The following is a 13,159-nucleotide window of genomic DNA, read 5'->3' as shown; positions in this document are numbered from 1 at the left end:
CGGCAGGGTGTCCCGGGCTGGGAAAATCAGCTCGGGTGGGCGGTCCATCTTCGGGCGCGGCCGGGCCGCCGCTCATGCTACTAATCGCCTTCTAACCAGCCGTTCGCGGGGCGTTGTCATCAAGGCCCGCGTCGTGCGTCATGCCCCGCGCGCGACACCACTGGCGGCGCATCTTCGCTATCTCCGCCGGGAAGGGGTAACGCGGGACGGAGAGGATGCGCGCCTGTTCGGGAAGGACAGTGACGACATCCGCGCCTCGGACTTCGCGGATCGCTGCGATGGCGACCGCCACCATTTCCGCTTCATCGTCTCGCCCGAGGACGCGCCGGAGATGTCGGACCTGCGGACCTTCGCCCGCGATCTGATGGGGCAGATGGAAACCGATCTCGGCACGAAACTCGACTGGGTTGCCGTCGATCACTGGAACACCGCACACCCCCATTTGCACGTCATCGTTCGGGGTGTCGCGGAGGACGGTTCCGACCTGGTGATCGCGCGGGATTATATTCGCGAGGGGATGCGCGCCCGTGCCCAGGATCTGGTGACGCTGGAACTCGGGCCACGCACCGATCGCGATATTCATCAGGCGGTCGAGCGGCAGGTGAACGCCGACCGCTGGACCCAGCTTGACCGTCAGCTTCAGAAGGACGCGGGAGAGGATGGCGTCATCAATCTCGGGCGCGCGCCGGGCGAAACACCGGACGCCTTCGCGACAGTGAAGCTGGGACGCCTGCGCCGTCTGGAGACCATGGGGCTGGCGCACCAGGTCGGGCCAGATCGCTGGCGGATGGACGAAGGTGCGGAGGCGACGCTGCGGGAGGTCAGCGAGCGCAACGACATCATCAAGAGGATCCACCGGGGCCTAGCGGAACAGAAGATCGACCGCGCCGCATCTTCCTGGGTGCTGGCGGGGGAGGGCACCACCGAACCCGTTATCGGCCGGCTGGTCGATCGTGGTCTGGATGACGAGCTGCGCGGTACGGCCTATGCGGTCATCGACGGGATCGACGGACGGACGCACCATGTCCGCCTGCCGCACCTCGAAGCCGCCGGTGACGGAGCAGCCGGTTCCATCGTGGAATTGCGATATTTTACCGATAAACAGGGCCGTAACCGTTCTGCGCTGGCCGTGCGCTCGGACGTCACGCTGGAGCAGCAGGTGACGGCGGCGGGCGCGACCTGGCTTGACCGGCAGGCCATCGCGCGGGAGCCTCCTGCTCTGGCGTCCACCGGGTTCGGCGCCGATGTCAAAGAGGCGATGGAAAAACGCACGGATCATGTGGTGGAGCAGGGTCTGGCCAGTCGTGACAGCGGCGGCATCCGTTATGCCAGGAACCTGATCGCCACGCTGCGCCAGCGGGAACTGGACACGCTGGCCCGGAGCCTCGCCGGGAAGTCGGAGATGCCGTTCCGGCGGAGCGGCGAGGGCGATCCCGTTACCGGCACCTATCGTCAGCGTTTCAACCTGGCGTCGGGCCGGTTCGCCATGATCGACGACGGGCTGGGCTTTGAGCTGGTGCCATGGTCGCCTTCGCTGGAAAAACAGCGAGGGCGGGAGGTGTCGGGTATCATGCGCGGCGATGGGGGGATCGACTGGTCTTTCGCGCGCAAGCGGGGGGTGGGTCTATGAGCGGAAAATCGAGATTTCTGTAAGGGCGTTTGTTGAGTGGCGTGACAAACGAAATGCTCATTCAACATTCGTCTCACGCCTCTCGGAACATGCTACTGGTTAACGTCGCCTGCGTGACCATTTGGAACTTCGTGGTCAGAGAATAATCCTGCTAATATCAAAAAGGTATATGTAACATGAAAAAAACTCTTCACGATGCGAGAGGGTTAAAAGATGACCGCCCGATGAATCGGATGATCGGCAGGAAAGGTATTGTTAAAAGCTGCCAGTAGCTCTGTTCCAAAACGATAACCTTCATCCTTGAGTTCACGAAATTTCTGGTCTGTGTCTCGATTTTCCTTCGAGATTGTCTCAAGATGACTGCGCATTTCCTTGTTATCGATTTGACTGAGAAACCTATTATAGCTTGTTACAAGTTCCTGAGTATTTGCCTTGCCGCAAATATACTCAATGCGTTTGAGTGGCGGTATGGAGAAAAGACTTTCGAGAGTTTCGATTTTTTCTTCCTGATTTCGGTTGTGAGTCATGGCAACGCTAAACAGGCCGCTCGCGTAAATAAGTTTGCGAGAAAAGACAAGCTTAATATTTCGGATTGCCCATGGCTTGCCGACCTCCTGGGTCTTAAAAGCGTAATCTACGGTTATCGTTCTCCAATATCGAATGATATCATTTAGGAGATATTGAGCAATATGGCGATCATCTCGCGTTTCAGATACATATCGTTCAATAATGTTGCGCCTTATACGCTTGAATTCCGTCTCATTGGTCAAATATTCGCCTTCAAGTAGGTAAAGCATTCTTCTTGTGATGGTTTGATTTGTATCCTTGTCGCCACCAAAGTTGTTGAGTAGATCATGTATTTGAATAAGAGATTCAAATGCGCCGCCTGCGGATGGCGGCTTTGTGACGACTTCAGTTATTGCGTCCTTGGCTCGCGTAAACCATTCAGGTTCGCTACTGTCGTCGAGAGCTGGGACGAGGACATAGAAATCCAAGTCTGACCCGACAGTGGCTTCGCGTCGAGCATACGACCCGCAAGTTAAGGCGATTGCCTCGGGAGGAATGATAGATTTGAGAGATTCACGCAAACGCTCAAGAGCAGTGTCGGATGCTTCAGTAGTTTTGTCGTAGGTCGAGATCATGAAAAAAATCCGGAATCGAAGGACAGGGCAGGTCGTCCGCAGTGGTAGGACTGGGCGCCTTCATCACCCTGTTCTCTTTTCGCTGCGTATACCGATATTTATCGTCACGTGAGTAAAAATCAAAACGATGATCAACCGAAAACAATCGCGCTTTATAGGGTATTTCCTGTGTCGAAGACCGAGCCGCGCGCGAATGCAATTTGAATTTCAGGAGCAACATTTTTAGATCAGGTAGTTTTTTGAATATCTGTTTTTCTGTTAAAAAATAATCATCTCGATCAAGGCATGAAATCTTGTCCAAGACGAGAGATTCACAAAGGTAGTCAGATGCTACGCCAAATTCAGACCGCACGATGAAACGATACGCGTGATCCTTGTATTCCCAGAATCTATCGACAATCTGCATGTCAGTGGGTGTAGAGCGATTATAAGATGCAAGGACGACCCTTTCTGGACTAAGAGCGTTTGCATGGGGTTTGACGTAAGTCCAAGATCTCAATATTCCTTCGATCGTATCGAAGTTGATGGGACCATTAAAAAAACCATCAAAACGCTCACTCTGCCCATTAGCTATGGAAAGCACCTCTTCGGGATCAAGACCGTGTGATGACAGGATGTTTATGATCTCGCGACCGTAGGGTGACCGTCCGAGGATTATGTCGGCTCCAGCGATGTGATGGTCAATCCCGAAAGAGCGTTTAAAGGCACTTTCAAGGGTATGAGAGAGGGGGGCATGGCCAATGTCATGGAGAAGCGCTGCAGCCCATGCGAGGCGTCCTTCTTTGGGAGACAGTCCTTTAATGTCTGCGTAGAGTTTGGCGAGCTTAGCGACACCGAGGCTATGCTGCAGGCGAGTGTAGCGCCTATTGCCAGGAGCCCCGTTGGGATAACGCACGAGAAAATAATCTATACCGCCGAGAAAGCGGATATCTGCAAGGCGCCTGAATGCAGCCGTCGACACGAGTTCATGAAATAATGAATCGGACACGGTATCGCGTGTGGGGACCGATTGTAAGTAATCAAAGGGTTCTGGTCTTTCTCCATTCGTCACTTCGGTCGATGACTCGAAGCTAAGTGGTATGTCGAGGTTCACCAATTCATTCCTTTGTCTGATCTGCCTAAGGTTCGTAGATCATGACTCGCACATTCTTTCTAAGCCTACCCGGCTGTAAGGCAATAGGCTATCATAGTGCAGCGATTAAGTCAGTGGCATTTAGATGCTTCACTATCGAGATTATGCGACGAAATCTTAGTTGCCATCCGACTGTATGGGATGGTCGGAGCAGAGGCTCCGTCTCCCTCATGCCCTGCTGACCAATTCGTCCAGCGCCCTTATGATCTTATCCTGATCGCGTTCGGCCAGGACACCGACGGCGGTTCCAAGCCGTGCAGCGGGAACAGTCGCTAGGTCAAACGGATTGGCGAAGACGTCCTCTCCCTCGACATGCAGATGCGGCGTCAGCTGGTGATTCGGTGGCGCACTGCCCGATCGTCTGACGAGCGGCATGACGACGCGACCCACGCTGCGCTCAAGACGATTGCTCTGGATCTGGACCACGAACGGAATCTCCCGGTTACGGCCGGGGTTCCGGTAGATCGCGAATTGCGGCATCGGATCAGAGCGTCGAGAATTCGTCGCTCAGGAAGCCGTGTCGCGTGTGCAGATCGTTCACCGCATCGATCACGCCGTTGAGCTTGCGCTGTTCGTCCTCGTGCTGCTGATGTGCGGATTGCAGGTAGTCGCCCAGCAAGGTCTCGACCGTCGCCGAGAGATTGGGCGTCACTTCTCGGACCTGCGCCAGCAGATCGGTGTTGAGCGACAGGTTGACCGGACGGCGGGGTGCGTTCCGGTCATAGGAAATTCCGAGGTTGGTGCGGGTGGGCATGGTCCGACTCCTTATGCGCATATCGTGCGCATGAGATGAGGATGCCGACGTCAGACCGCAACGCGCAAGTATTTTTTCGCTCCAGCCCGCTCTGGTACGATGGGTGCCGGATCATGCTTGCACCTTGGAAAATCCCGGTTCTTCGCTGTCTCCCATGACACGGGGGAGGACTCGATGGACCAGCCGGGAACACGTATCCAGTGGGGGCAGGCGCTCGTGGTCGTGTCCATGATCGTGCTGTCCTGGTGGACGGCGACACAATGGACGGCCTGGGAACTGGCATTCCAGCCGGAACTCGGTCGACCGTGGTTTATGGTCCTGCACCGCTGGCCGGTCTATGCCCCACCACTGTTCTTCTGGTGGTGGTACGAGTTCGACGCCTACGCGCCGACGGTCTTCGCGCGCGGTGCCTGGATCGCGGGTTCGGGCGGGGTGCTGGCCTTTGCCGCAGCCGTGGCGCTGTCCGTCCATCGTGCCCGCGAGGCGAAGCGGGCCGCGACCTATGGCTCCGCTCGATGGGCCGAGGACGCGGAAATCCGCGCGGCCGGGCTGCTGGGCGAGGACGGCGTCGTGCTGGGGAAATACCGCCGGGCCTATCTCCGGCACGATGGCCCCGAGCACGTCCTGACTTTCGCGCCGACGCGCACCGGCAAGGGCGTGGGCATGGTGATCCCCACGCTCCTGACCTGGCCGGGTTCGGCCATCATCCATGACATCAAGGGCGAGAACTGGCAGATCACTGCCGGTTTCCGTGCCCGTTTCGGGCGGGTGCTGCTGTTCGACCCCACCAATCCGGCGTCCTCGGCCTATAACCCGCTGCTGGAGGTGCGGCGCGGGGCGTCGGAGGTCCGTGACGTGCAGAACATCGCCGACATCCTGGTCGATCCCGAGGGTTCGCTGGAACGGCGCAATCACTGGGAGAAGACCTCCCATGCCCTGCTGGTCGGTGCGATCCTGCATGTGCTCTATGCTGAGGACGACAAGACACTCGCCGGGGTGGCGAAATTCCTCTCCGACCCGAAGCGGTCGATCGAGGCGACCCTGTCCGCCATGATGCGGACACCGCATCTCGGGACAGCGGGGCCACACCCTGTCGTAGCGTCGGCGGCGCGGGAACTGCTGAACAAGTCGGATAACGAGCGCTCCGGCGTGCTATCCACCGCCATGTCGTTCCTCGGTCTCTACCGTGATCCCGTAGTGGCCTCCGTGACCAGTCGTTGCGAATGGCGGATCGGCGATCTGCTGGAGGGTGAACAGCCTGTCTCGCTGTATTTCGTCATCCCGCCGTCGGATATCAGCCGCACCAAGCCGCTGATCCGCCTGATCCTCAACCAGATCGGGAGGCGGCTGACGGAGGATCTATCCGGCCGGGAAGGGCGGCGTCGCCTGCTGCTGATGCTCGACGAGTTTCCGGCTCTTGGCCGCCTGGACTTCTTCGAGAGCGCGCTGGCCTTTATGGCGGGCTATGGGATCAAGGCGTTCCTGATCGCGCAATCCCTCAACCAGATCGACAAGGCATACGGCCAGAACAACAGCATCCTGGACAATTGTCACGTCAGGGTCAGTTTCGCCACGAACGATGAACGCACCGCGAAGCGGGTGTCCGATGGACTGGGCGTGGCGACCGAGATTCGGTCGCAGAAGAACTATGCCGGGCACCGGCTGTCGCCCTGGCTCGGGCATCTCATGGTCTCGCGTCAGGAGAGCGCGCGGCCCCTGATGACGGTGGGCGAAGTCATGCAGCTTCCGGCGCGGGATGAGGTCGTCATGGTGGCAGGCTGTCCGCCGATCCGAGCACGGAAGGCACGGTATTTCCGGGATCGCCGTTTTGTCGAGCGTATCCTGCCGCCGCCTGATCCGGTGCAACTGCCACGGCCGGTCCGGCCTGATGACTGGCGTGACCGTCCATCTCCTGTCACCCCGCCACCGGAGCAGACGGGGTCGCCGGCAGCACCGGATAAACCCGGCGATGCCGATAGTGATGAATCCCTCGGCACGGGACGGAAATGGTCGCGCGAGCATGACCCAGCGGATATCGGCAAGCACAGGAAGCCCACAGCGCCCGACCTCTTTGGCGAGGAACCACCACCGGATCCGGAAGCACGGGATCGCGCCGACCTGACGCGGATTGCCCGGCAGGCCGGGCTCGATCGTGGCAACGATCTCGGGCTGTGAGGGCGTGATGAGGACATCCCCCAAGAAGGCACGACTGTCGGTCTATCTGGAACCGAAGCTGCTGGACGCCCTGACCGCTCATGCGGCGCGGCGCGATCTGTCCCTCTCCCTGGTGGCGGAAGCGGCCATCGCATCCTTCCTGTCCCCTGATGCTGATGAACGGCGGGAGGCGGCGATGAGCCGCAGGCTGGACCGTCTTGACCGGCAGGTCGCCCGCATGGAGCGGGATCTCGGGATCAGCCTTGAGACGCTGGCTCTGTTCATCCGCTATTGGATGACGGTCAGTCCGCCCTTGCCGGAACCAGCGGCCGCTGCGGCACGGGCACAAGGGGCGGAACGGTATGAGGCGTTCGTGGCGGCCCTCGGTCGGCGACTCAGCCGGGGGCCGTTCTTCCGGCAGGAGATCCCGGAGGATGTGCCTCCCACATCGGAATTATGAGGTCAGCAGTCAGCAAGTAAAAGCCGCATCTGTTACGATCCTGTACGACCGCAGGAAAATACTGTTGAAATCGGGAGAAAACAGCACTCTCTAATGATCCCCGTCGTCGTCCGGGCAGGCCGGATGACCCAAGCAGACGGGGGATTCCCATGGCGGTCACACCGATTGAAAGTGCCGTCCGACAGCGTGGGATTTCTATGCTGCGTACAGCGATGGGAGCAGCGATCGCGGGGCACCTTGCCGATCCTGCCGTGGTCGAGGTGATGCTCAATCCGGATGGGCGGCTGTGGATTGACCGGCTGTCCGAAGGGTTATCCGATACGGGTGAAACCGTCACCCCGGCAGATGCGGAGCGCATCGTGCGTCTGGTGGCCCACCATGTCGGGGCGGAAGTGCATGAAGCAGCACCCCGCGTGTCGGCCGAACTGCCAACCGGGGAACGGTTCGAGGGATTGCTGCCGCCCGTTGTGACAGCTCCCAGTTTCGCCATCCGCAAGCCCGCCGTCGCCGTGTTCACCCTCGACGATTATGTCGCAGCCGGGATCATGACCGATGCTCAGGCCCGTTTCCTGCGTGGGGCCGTCGCGGAGCGAAAGAACATTCTGGTTGCAGGCGGCACCTCGACCGGCAAGACCACGTTGGTCAATGCCCTGCTGGCCGAGGTCGCGAAAACCGACGACCGGGTCGTGCTGATCGAAGATACGCGCGAACTGCAATGTGCGGCACGCAATCTTGTCTCGCTCCGCACCCGCGACGGCATCGTGACCCTGTCCGAACTGGTCCGTTCGGCCCTGCGTCTGCGCCCCGACCGTATCCCGATCGGCGAGGTGCGCGGCCCCGAGGCGCTCGACCTGCTCAAGGCGTGGGGCACCGGCCATCCCGGCGGGATCGGCACGCTCCACGCTGGTACCGCCATCGGCGCCCTGCATCGTATGGAGCAGCTCATTCAGGAGATCGTCGTCACGGTGCCGCGCGCGCTGATCGCGGAAACCATCGACGTGATCGCTGTCCTGTCCGGACGCGGCAATGCCCGCCGGTTGTCCGAACTCGTCACCGTGGACGGGCTCGACCCCACCACAGGCGCCTATCGTATTCATTCAATTGATATCGATGGAGATTTCCAATGACCCCCACGCTGTTGCGCGTGCGTCGCCACGCGCCTGGCCTTTCCGCCATGCTGCTTCTGTCCATCGCATGGTGCTCCTCGGCTCTGGCGTCTGGGTCGGACATGCCATGGGAGGAACCGCTCAACCAGATCCTGGAATCCGTGCAGGGACCGGTGGCGCGTATCGTGTCGGTGATCATCATCACCGTGACCGGCCTGACCCTGGCGTTCGGGGAAACCTCGGGCGGGTTCCGTCGCCTGATCCAGATCGTTTTTGGCCTGTCCATCGCTTTTGCCGCGTCCAGCTTCTTCTTGTCGTTCTTCTCCTTCTCCGGTGGAGCACTAATCTGATGGCCGCCGGATATGACGATGACGCGGTACCGGGTTTTCATGTCCCGGTGCATCGCTCGCTTACCGATCCGATCCTGCTGGGCGGGGCACCCCGGACACTCGCGATTGCCAACGGCACGCTGGGGGCGGCGATTTCGCTGGGCCTGCGGCTCTGGCTGGTCGGGGCCGTGTTCTGGATCGTCGGGCACAGCCTCGCGGTCTGGTGCGCTAGGCGCGATCCGCTGTTCGTGGAAGTCGGCCGGCGGCATCTTCGCTATCCCGCCTGGCTGCGGGCATAGGGAGGGCAGGGTAATGATGTCCCTTGGCGAATATCGCAACCGTGCTGCCCTCCTGTCCGACTTCCTGCCATGGGCGGCGCTGGTCGAGAAAGGTGTCGTCCTGAACAAGGACGGTTCGTTCCAGCGCACAGCAAAGATACGCGGTCCCGATCTCGATAGCGCCACGCCTGCCGAACTGGTGGGTGTGACGGGACGGCTGAACAATGCCCTGCGTCGGCTTGGCTCCGGCTGGGCGGTGTTCGTGGAGGCCCAGCGCGTGCCGGCCACGCTCTATCCCGAGAGCGACTTTCCTAATGCGGCCAGCCAGATGGTCGATCTCGAACGGCGCGAACAGTTCGAGGATGAGGGCGCGCATTTCGAGAGCCGGTATTTCCTCACCCTGGTCTGGCTGCCCCCTGCGGAATCATCAGGCTGGGCCGAGCGTTTTCTGTATGAAGGCAGGGAACGCGATGGTCCCGATCCGTATGGCATGCTCCATGCTTCGTGGATCGCTCCGACCGGATGCTGGCTCTGCTGGATGGGTTCATGCCCGAGGCGGCGTGGCTGAATGACGCCGAGACGCTGACCTATCTGCACAGCACCATCTCGACCAGGAATCAGCGCGTCAGAGTGCCGGAAATTCCGATGCACCTCGATGCGCTCCTGGTCGACCAGCCGCTCGCGGGCGGCCTGGAACCGAAGCTCGGTGATGCGTTTCTGAAAACCCTGACGATCACAGGTTTCCCCAGCCGGACTTTCCCCGGAATTCTGGACGACCTGAACCGGCTGGCCATGCCGTATCGGTGGTCCACCCGTGCCATCCTGCTCGATAAGACGGATGCGACGAAGGTGCTGACGAAGATCCGTCGGCAGTGGTTCGCAAAGCGCAAGAGCATCGCAGCCATTGTCCGGGAGGTCATGACCAACGAGGCCTCGGTTCTTGTGGACAATGACGCCGCCAACAAAGCCGCCGATGCCGACCTGGCCTTGCAATCACTGGGCGCCGATGATGTCGGGCAGGCTTACATCACCGCGACCGTCACGGTGTGGGACGGCTCCGCGTCGATTGCCGCCGAAAAATTGCGGCTGGTCGAGAAGATCATTCAGGGCCGCGACTTCACCTGCATGACGGAAAGCCTCAACGCCGTGGAAGCCTGGCTCGGCTCTCTTCCCGGCCATGTCTACGCCAATGTCCGCCAGCCCCCGGTCTCGACCCTGAATCTGGCGCATATGATCCCCCTATCTGCCGTGTGGGCCGGGCCGGAGCAAGACGGGCATTTCAGGGCAGCACCGCTGTTCTACGGCAGGACGGCGGGTGCCACACCGTTCCGGTTTTCCCTGCATGTCGGCGATGTGGGTCACACGCTGATCGCGGGACCAACAGGAGCCGGAAAATCTGTCCTGCTGGCGCTGATGGCGCTCCAGTTCCGCCGCTATGCGGGATCGCAGATTTTTGCCTTCGATTTTGGTGGCTCCATGCGTGCGGCGACGATGGCAATGGGAGGAGATTGGCACGATCTCGGCGGCGGTTTGACCGATGATGATCCATCGGAAGAACAGGGTGGCAGTGTATCGCTCCAGCCGCTGGCACAGATTGACGATCCCGACGAGCGCAAATGGGCCAGTGAGTGGCTGGGGCAGATCCTCGTGGGTGAGGGGATAACGCTTAACCCCGAGGTGAAGTCCCATCTCTGGTCGGCCCTGAATTCCCTCGCCTCATCGCCCGACCATGAACGCACGATCTCCGGCCTAGTGGCGCTCCTCCAGTCCAACGTCCTGAAGCAGGCTCTCGCCCCATACTGCCTCGGTGGTCCTTATGGCCGGTTGCTGGATGCGGACGCCGAGCGGCTGGGCGATGCCGATGTCGTGGTGTTTGAAACCGAGGGCTGATCGGTTCTGATGCAGCCTCTTCCGTGCTGTCCTATCTGTTCCACCGCATTGAGGGCCGTCTGGATGGTCGCCCGACCCTGCTGGTCATTGATGAGGGATGGCTGGTTCTCGATGACGGCGACTTTGCTGGCCAGCTCCGCGAATGGCTGAAAACCCTGCGCAAGAAGAACGCGTCGGTGATTTTTGCCACTCAGTCCCTGTCCGATATTGCCAATTCCCCCATTGCTCCGGCTGTGGTCGAAAGCTGCCCGACGCGGATATTCCTGCCGAACGAGCGGGCGATCGAACCGCAGATCATGGCGCTCTATCAGGATTTCGGCCTGAATGACCGGCAGATCGCCATTATCGCCCGTGCTGCGTCGAAGCGAGAGTATTACTGTCAGACGCAACGCGGCAATCGCCTGTTCGAACTGGGGCTCGGTCCTGTTGCCCTGGCGCTGTGCGCGGCATCCGGCAAGGACGATCACCGGCTGATCGACAGTGTGCTGGCGGAACACGGACGTGGTGGCTTTCTCCCGGCCTGGCTCGAAGCACGCGGCGTTGCGTGGGCCGCTGACCTTCTGCGGGAAGGGGACGTGTCATGATGGAAAAACTTTTCCATATCCGGGTAAAATATTTCCGTCCCGGACGTGTGGCGGTCCTTGGAGCTGCCCTGGGGTTTATCGCGCCAATCGTGCCTGCTCACGCGCAATGGGCGGTCTACGATGGGGCCGCGCATGTCCAGACCGTGCTGATCGCAGCGCGGGAATTGCAGCAGATTGATAACCAGATCACCTCTCTCGCCAATCAGGCGCAGATGCTGCTCAATCAGGCGAAGAATCTCGCCCTCCTGCCCCTGTCGACATTGTCGACGCTGCAATCGACGATTTCCCAGACCACGGCACTCCTCGCACAGGCGCAGAACATCGCCTACAGCGTTACCTCGGTCGAGCAGCAATACCAGCAGGCCTATACGTCGATCTCCTCCTCCATGTCGGACAGTGCCCTGTTCAGCCAGGCGCAAACGCGGTGGCAGAATTCCGTGGGCGGGTTTGAGGACGCCCTGAAACTGCAGGCCCGCGTGGTCGGAAACATCCCGAGCGACAGCAGCGCCATGACGCAACTGGTCTCGGCCAGTCAGACGTCAACCGGGGCGTTGCAGGCGGCCCAGGCGGGCAATCAGCTTCTGGCCCTGCAATCCCGCCAGTTGTCCGACATTCAGGCCGAACTGGCCGCCAATGGCCGCGCCACAGCCCTGAAACAGGCGCGCGATGCCGCGACAGAAGCAGAAAGTGAAGCCCAGTATCAGCATTTTTCCCAGCATGACGCCTATGTGCCGGGCAAGGTGTCGATGTTCGGCAGCAGCGGGAACTGACCGCCATGGCGATGGGCAATGTGGGCGTTATCGACACCTTCCTGAATACATTCACCACCACCATCGACAGCGGCTTCGGTCTGGTGAAGGGGAATGTGATCTCGCTGGCAGGCACTCTGTCGGTGCTGGACATGGCGCTGGCTGGCCTGTTCTGGGCCTGGGCGGCGGATGAGGACATCATCCAGCGGCTGGTGAAGAAGACGCTGTATATCGGCTTTTTTTCCTTCCTGATCAGCAATTTTTCCAGTCTGTCGAAGACCGTCTTTGGCAGTTTTGCGGCCCTTGGCCTGAAAGCCGGTGGCGGCAGTCTGGCGCTCGGAGACTTCCTGCGGCCCGGCAGACTGGCCCAGACCGGGTTCGATGCAGCCCAGCCTCTCCTGGACTCCGTTCACAATCTCCTCGGCCCTGTCGCCTTCTTTACGAACTTTATTCAGATCTTCGTGCTGTGCCTGTCGTGGCTGATCGTGCTGGCGGCGTTCTTCATTCTCGCCGTGCAGCTTTTTGTCGCCCTGATCGAGTTCAAGCTGACTACGCTGGCAGGCTTTGTGCTGATCCCCTTCGCCCTGTTCAACCGCACCGCCTTCCTCGCGGAGAAGGTGCTGGGCAATGTCGTCTCGTCGGGTGTGAAGATCATGGTGCTGGCGGTCATTTCCGCCATCGCGTCGGTTCTGTTCGCCCAGTTCACAACCTCTTATGGCAGCGACGTGCCGACCATCGGCCAGGCTGTCTCGGTAGTGCTGGCCTCGCTTGCAATTGTTGGTCTGTCCTTTTTTGGCGGCAGCATCGCCAACGGCCTGATCTCCGGCGCGCCACAGCTTGGGGCGGGTGCTGCTGTCGGGACTGGTATGGCCGTCGGTGCCATGGGCGCTGCTGCTACGGCCGGTGTCGGGGCTGTCGCATCCGGTAGTGCAGCCGCCCTCGGCGCGACGG

Annotated in this window: 12 protein-coding genes and 1 pseudogene; 9 read left to right on the top strand and 4 right to left on the bottom strand. The window is 60.4% G+C overall.

Translation table 11 applies throughout. The annotated features are described in order from the left end of the window. Window positions 1-1,630: relaxase/mobilization nuclease domain-containing protein (locus JCM25143_RS12080; RefSeq protein WP_035371260.1), on the top strand; the 1,630-nt coding region annotated here is incomplete at its 5' end. Between the two features lie 206 nt (window positions 1,631-1,836). Here JCM25143_RS12080 and JCM25143_RS12075 read toward each other — a convergent pair. The 4 genes from JCM25143_RS12075 to JCM25143_RS12060 all read right to left on the bottom strand — a co-directional run bounded on the left by JCM25143_RS12075 (window position 1,837) and on the right by JCM25143_RS12060 (window position 4,658). Next, window positions 1,837-2,772, bottom strand: a complete 936-nt coding sequence (locus tag JCM25143_RS12075; RefSeq protein WP_025861370.1) for a nucleotidyltransferase domain-containing protein — start codon at window positions 2,770-2,772, stop codon at window positions 1,837-1,839. Then, complete coding sequence (locus JCM25143_RS21610; protein WP_159101644.1) at window positions 2,744-3,865, bottom strand: HD domain-containing protein; 1,122 nt, start codon at window positions 3,863-3,865, stop codon at window positions 2,744-2,746. The genes JCM25143_RS12075 and JCM25143_RS21610 overlap by 29 nt, the downstream gene beginning before the upstream one ends. Before the next feature lie 207 nt (window positions 3,866-4,072). Beyond that, a complete protein-coding gene (locus JCM25143_RS12065) occupies window positions 4,073-4,384 on the bottom strand; it encodes a CcdB family protein (protein WP_025861367.1) in 312 nt (103 codons plus the stop codon). Between the two features lie 4 nt (window positions 4,385-4,388). Beyond that, window positions 4,389-4,658 carry a type II toxin-antitoxin system CcdA family antitoxin gene (locus JCM25143_RS12060; protein WP_025861366.1) on the bottom strand — a complete coding sequence of 90 codons (270 nt, stop codon included), beginning with the start codon at window positions 4,656-4,658 and terminating at the stop codon, window positions 4,389-4,391. A gap of 174 nt (window positions 4,659-4,832) precedes the next feature. Here JCM25143_RS12060 and JCM25143_RS12055 point away from each other — a divergent pair, with 174 nt between their 5' ends. From JCM25143_RS12055 to trbL, 8 genes and pseudogenes are all read left to right on the top strand, one after another. Next, the gene (locus JCM25143_RS12055) at window positions 4,833-6,833 is read left to right on the top strand and encodes a conjugal transfer protein TraG (protein ID WP_025861365.1); all 2,001 of its coding nucleotides are present in this window, start codon (window positions 4,833-4,835) and stop codon (window positions 6,831-6,833) included. Window positions 6,834-6,840: 7 nt separating this feature from the next. Further along, a complete protein-coding gene (locus JCM25143_RS12050) occupies window positions 6,841-7,272 on the top strand; it encodes a ribbon-helix-helix protein, CopG family (RefSeq protein ID WP_025861363.1) in 432 nt (143 codons plus the stop codon). 149 nt (window positions 7,273-7,421) lie between these two features. Continuing rightward, window positions 7,422-8,399, top strand: a complete 978-nt coding sequence (gene trbB / locus JCM25143_RS12045) for a P-type conjugative transfer ATPase TrbB (protein ID WP_025861362.1) — start codon at window positions 7,422-7,424, stop codon at window positions 8,397-8,399. Next, window positions 8,396-8,728 (top strand): TrbC/VirB2 family protein, encoded by a 333-nt coding sequence (locus tag JCM25143_RS12040; RefSeq protein WP_025861360.1) that lies wholly within the window; start codon window positions 8,396-8,398, stop codon window positions 8,726-8,728. Before trbB ends, JCM25143_RS12040 begins: the two co-directional genes overlap by 4 nt. After that, on the top strand, window positions 8,728-9,006 hold the full coding sequence (locus tag JCM25143_RS12035; RefSeq protein ID WP_025861359.1) for a VirB3 family type IV secretion system protein: 279 nt from the start codon (window positions 8,728-8,730) through the stop codon (window positions 9,004-9,006). Before JCM25143_RS12040 ends, JCM25143_RS12035 begins: the two co-directional genes overlap by 1 nt. Before the next feature lie 13 nt (window positions 9,007-9,019). Next, a pseudogene (gene trbE, locus JCM25143_RS19240) lies at window positions 9,020-11,459 on the top strand (conjugal transfer protein TrbE). Then, entirely contained in the window at window positions 11,456-12,229 is a 774-nt protein-coding gene (gene trbJ, locus JCM25143_RS12025; protein WP_025861358.1) for a P-type conjugative transfer protein TrbJ, read from the top strand. The pseudogene trbE and the gene trbJ overlap by 4 nt, the downstream one beginning before the upstream one ends. 5 nt (window positions 12,230-12,234) lie before the next feature. After that, window positions 12,235-13,159: P-type conjugative transfer protein TrbL (gene trbL, locus JCM25143_RS12020; RefSeq protein ID WP_025861357.1), on the top strand; the 925-nt coding region annotated here is incomplete at its 3' end.

The organism is Acetobacter papayae JCM 25143, assembly GCF_000613285.1.
Classification (GTDB): Bacteria; Pseudomonadota; Alphaproteobacteria; order Acetobacterales; family Acetobacteraceae; genus Acetobacter; species Acetobacter papayae.
Note: the sequence above shows the minus strand (reverse complement) of the source record. Positions and strands in the feature narration are given on the sequence as shown.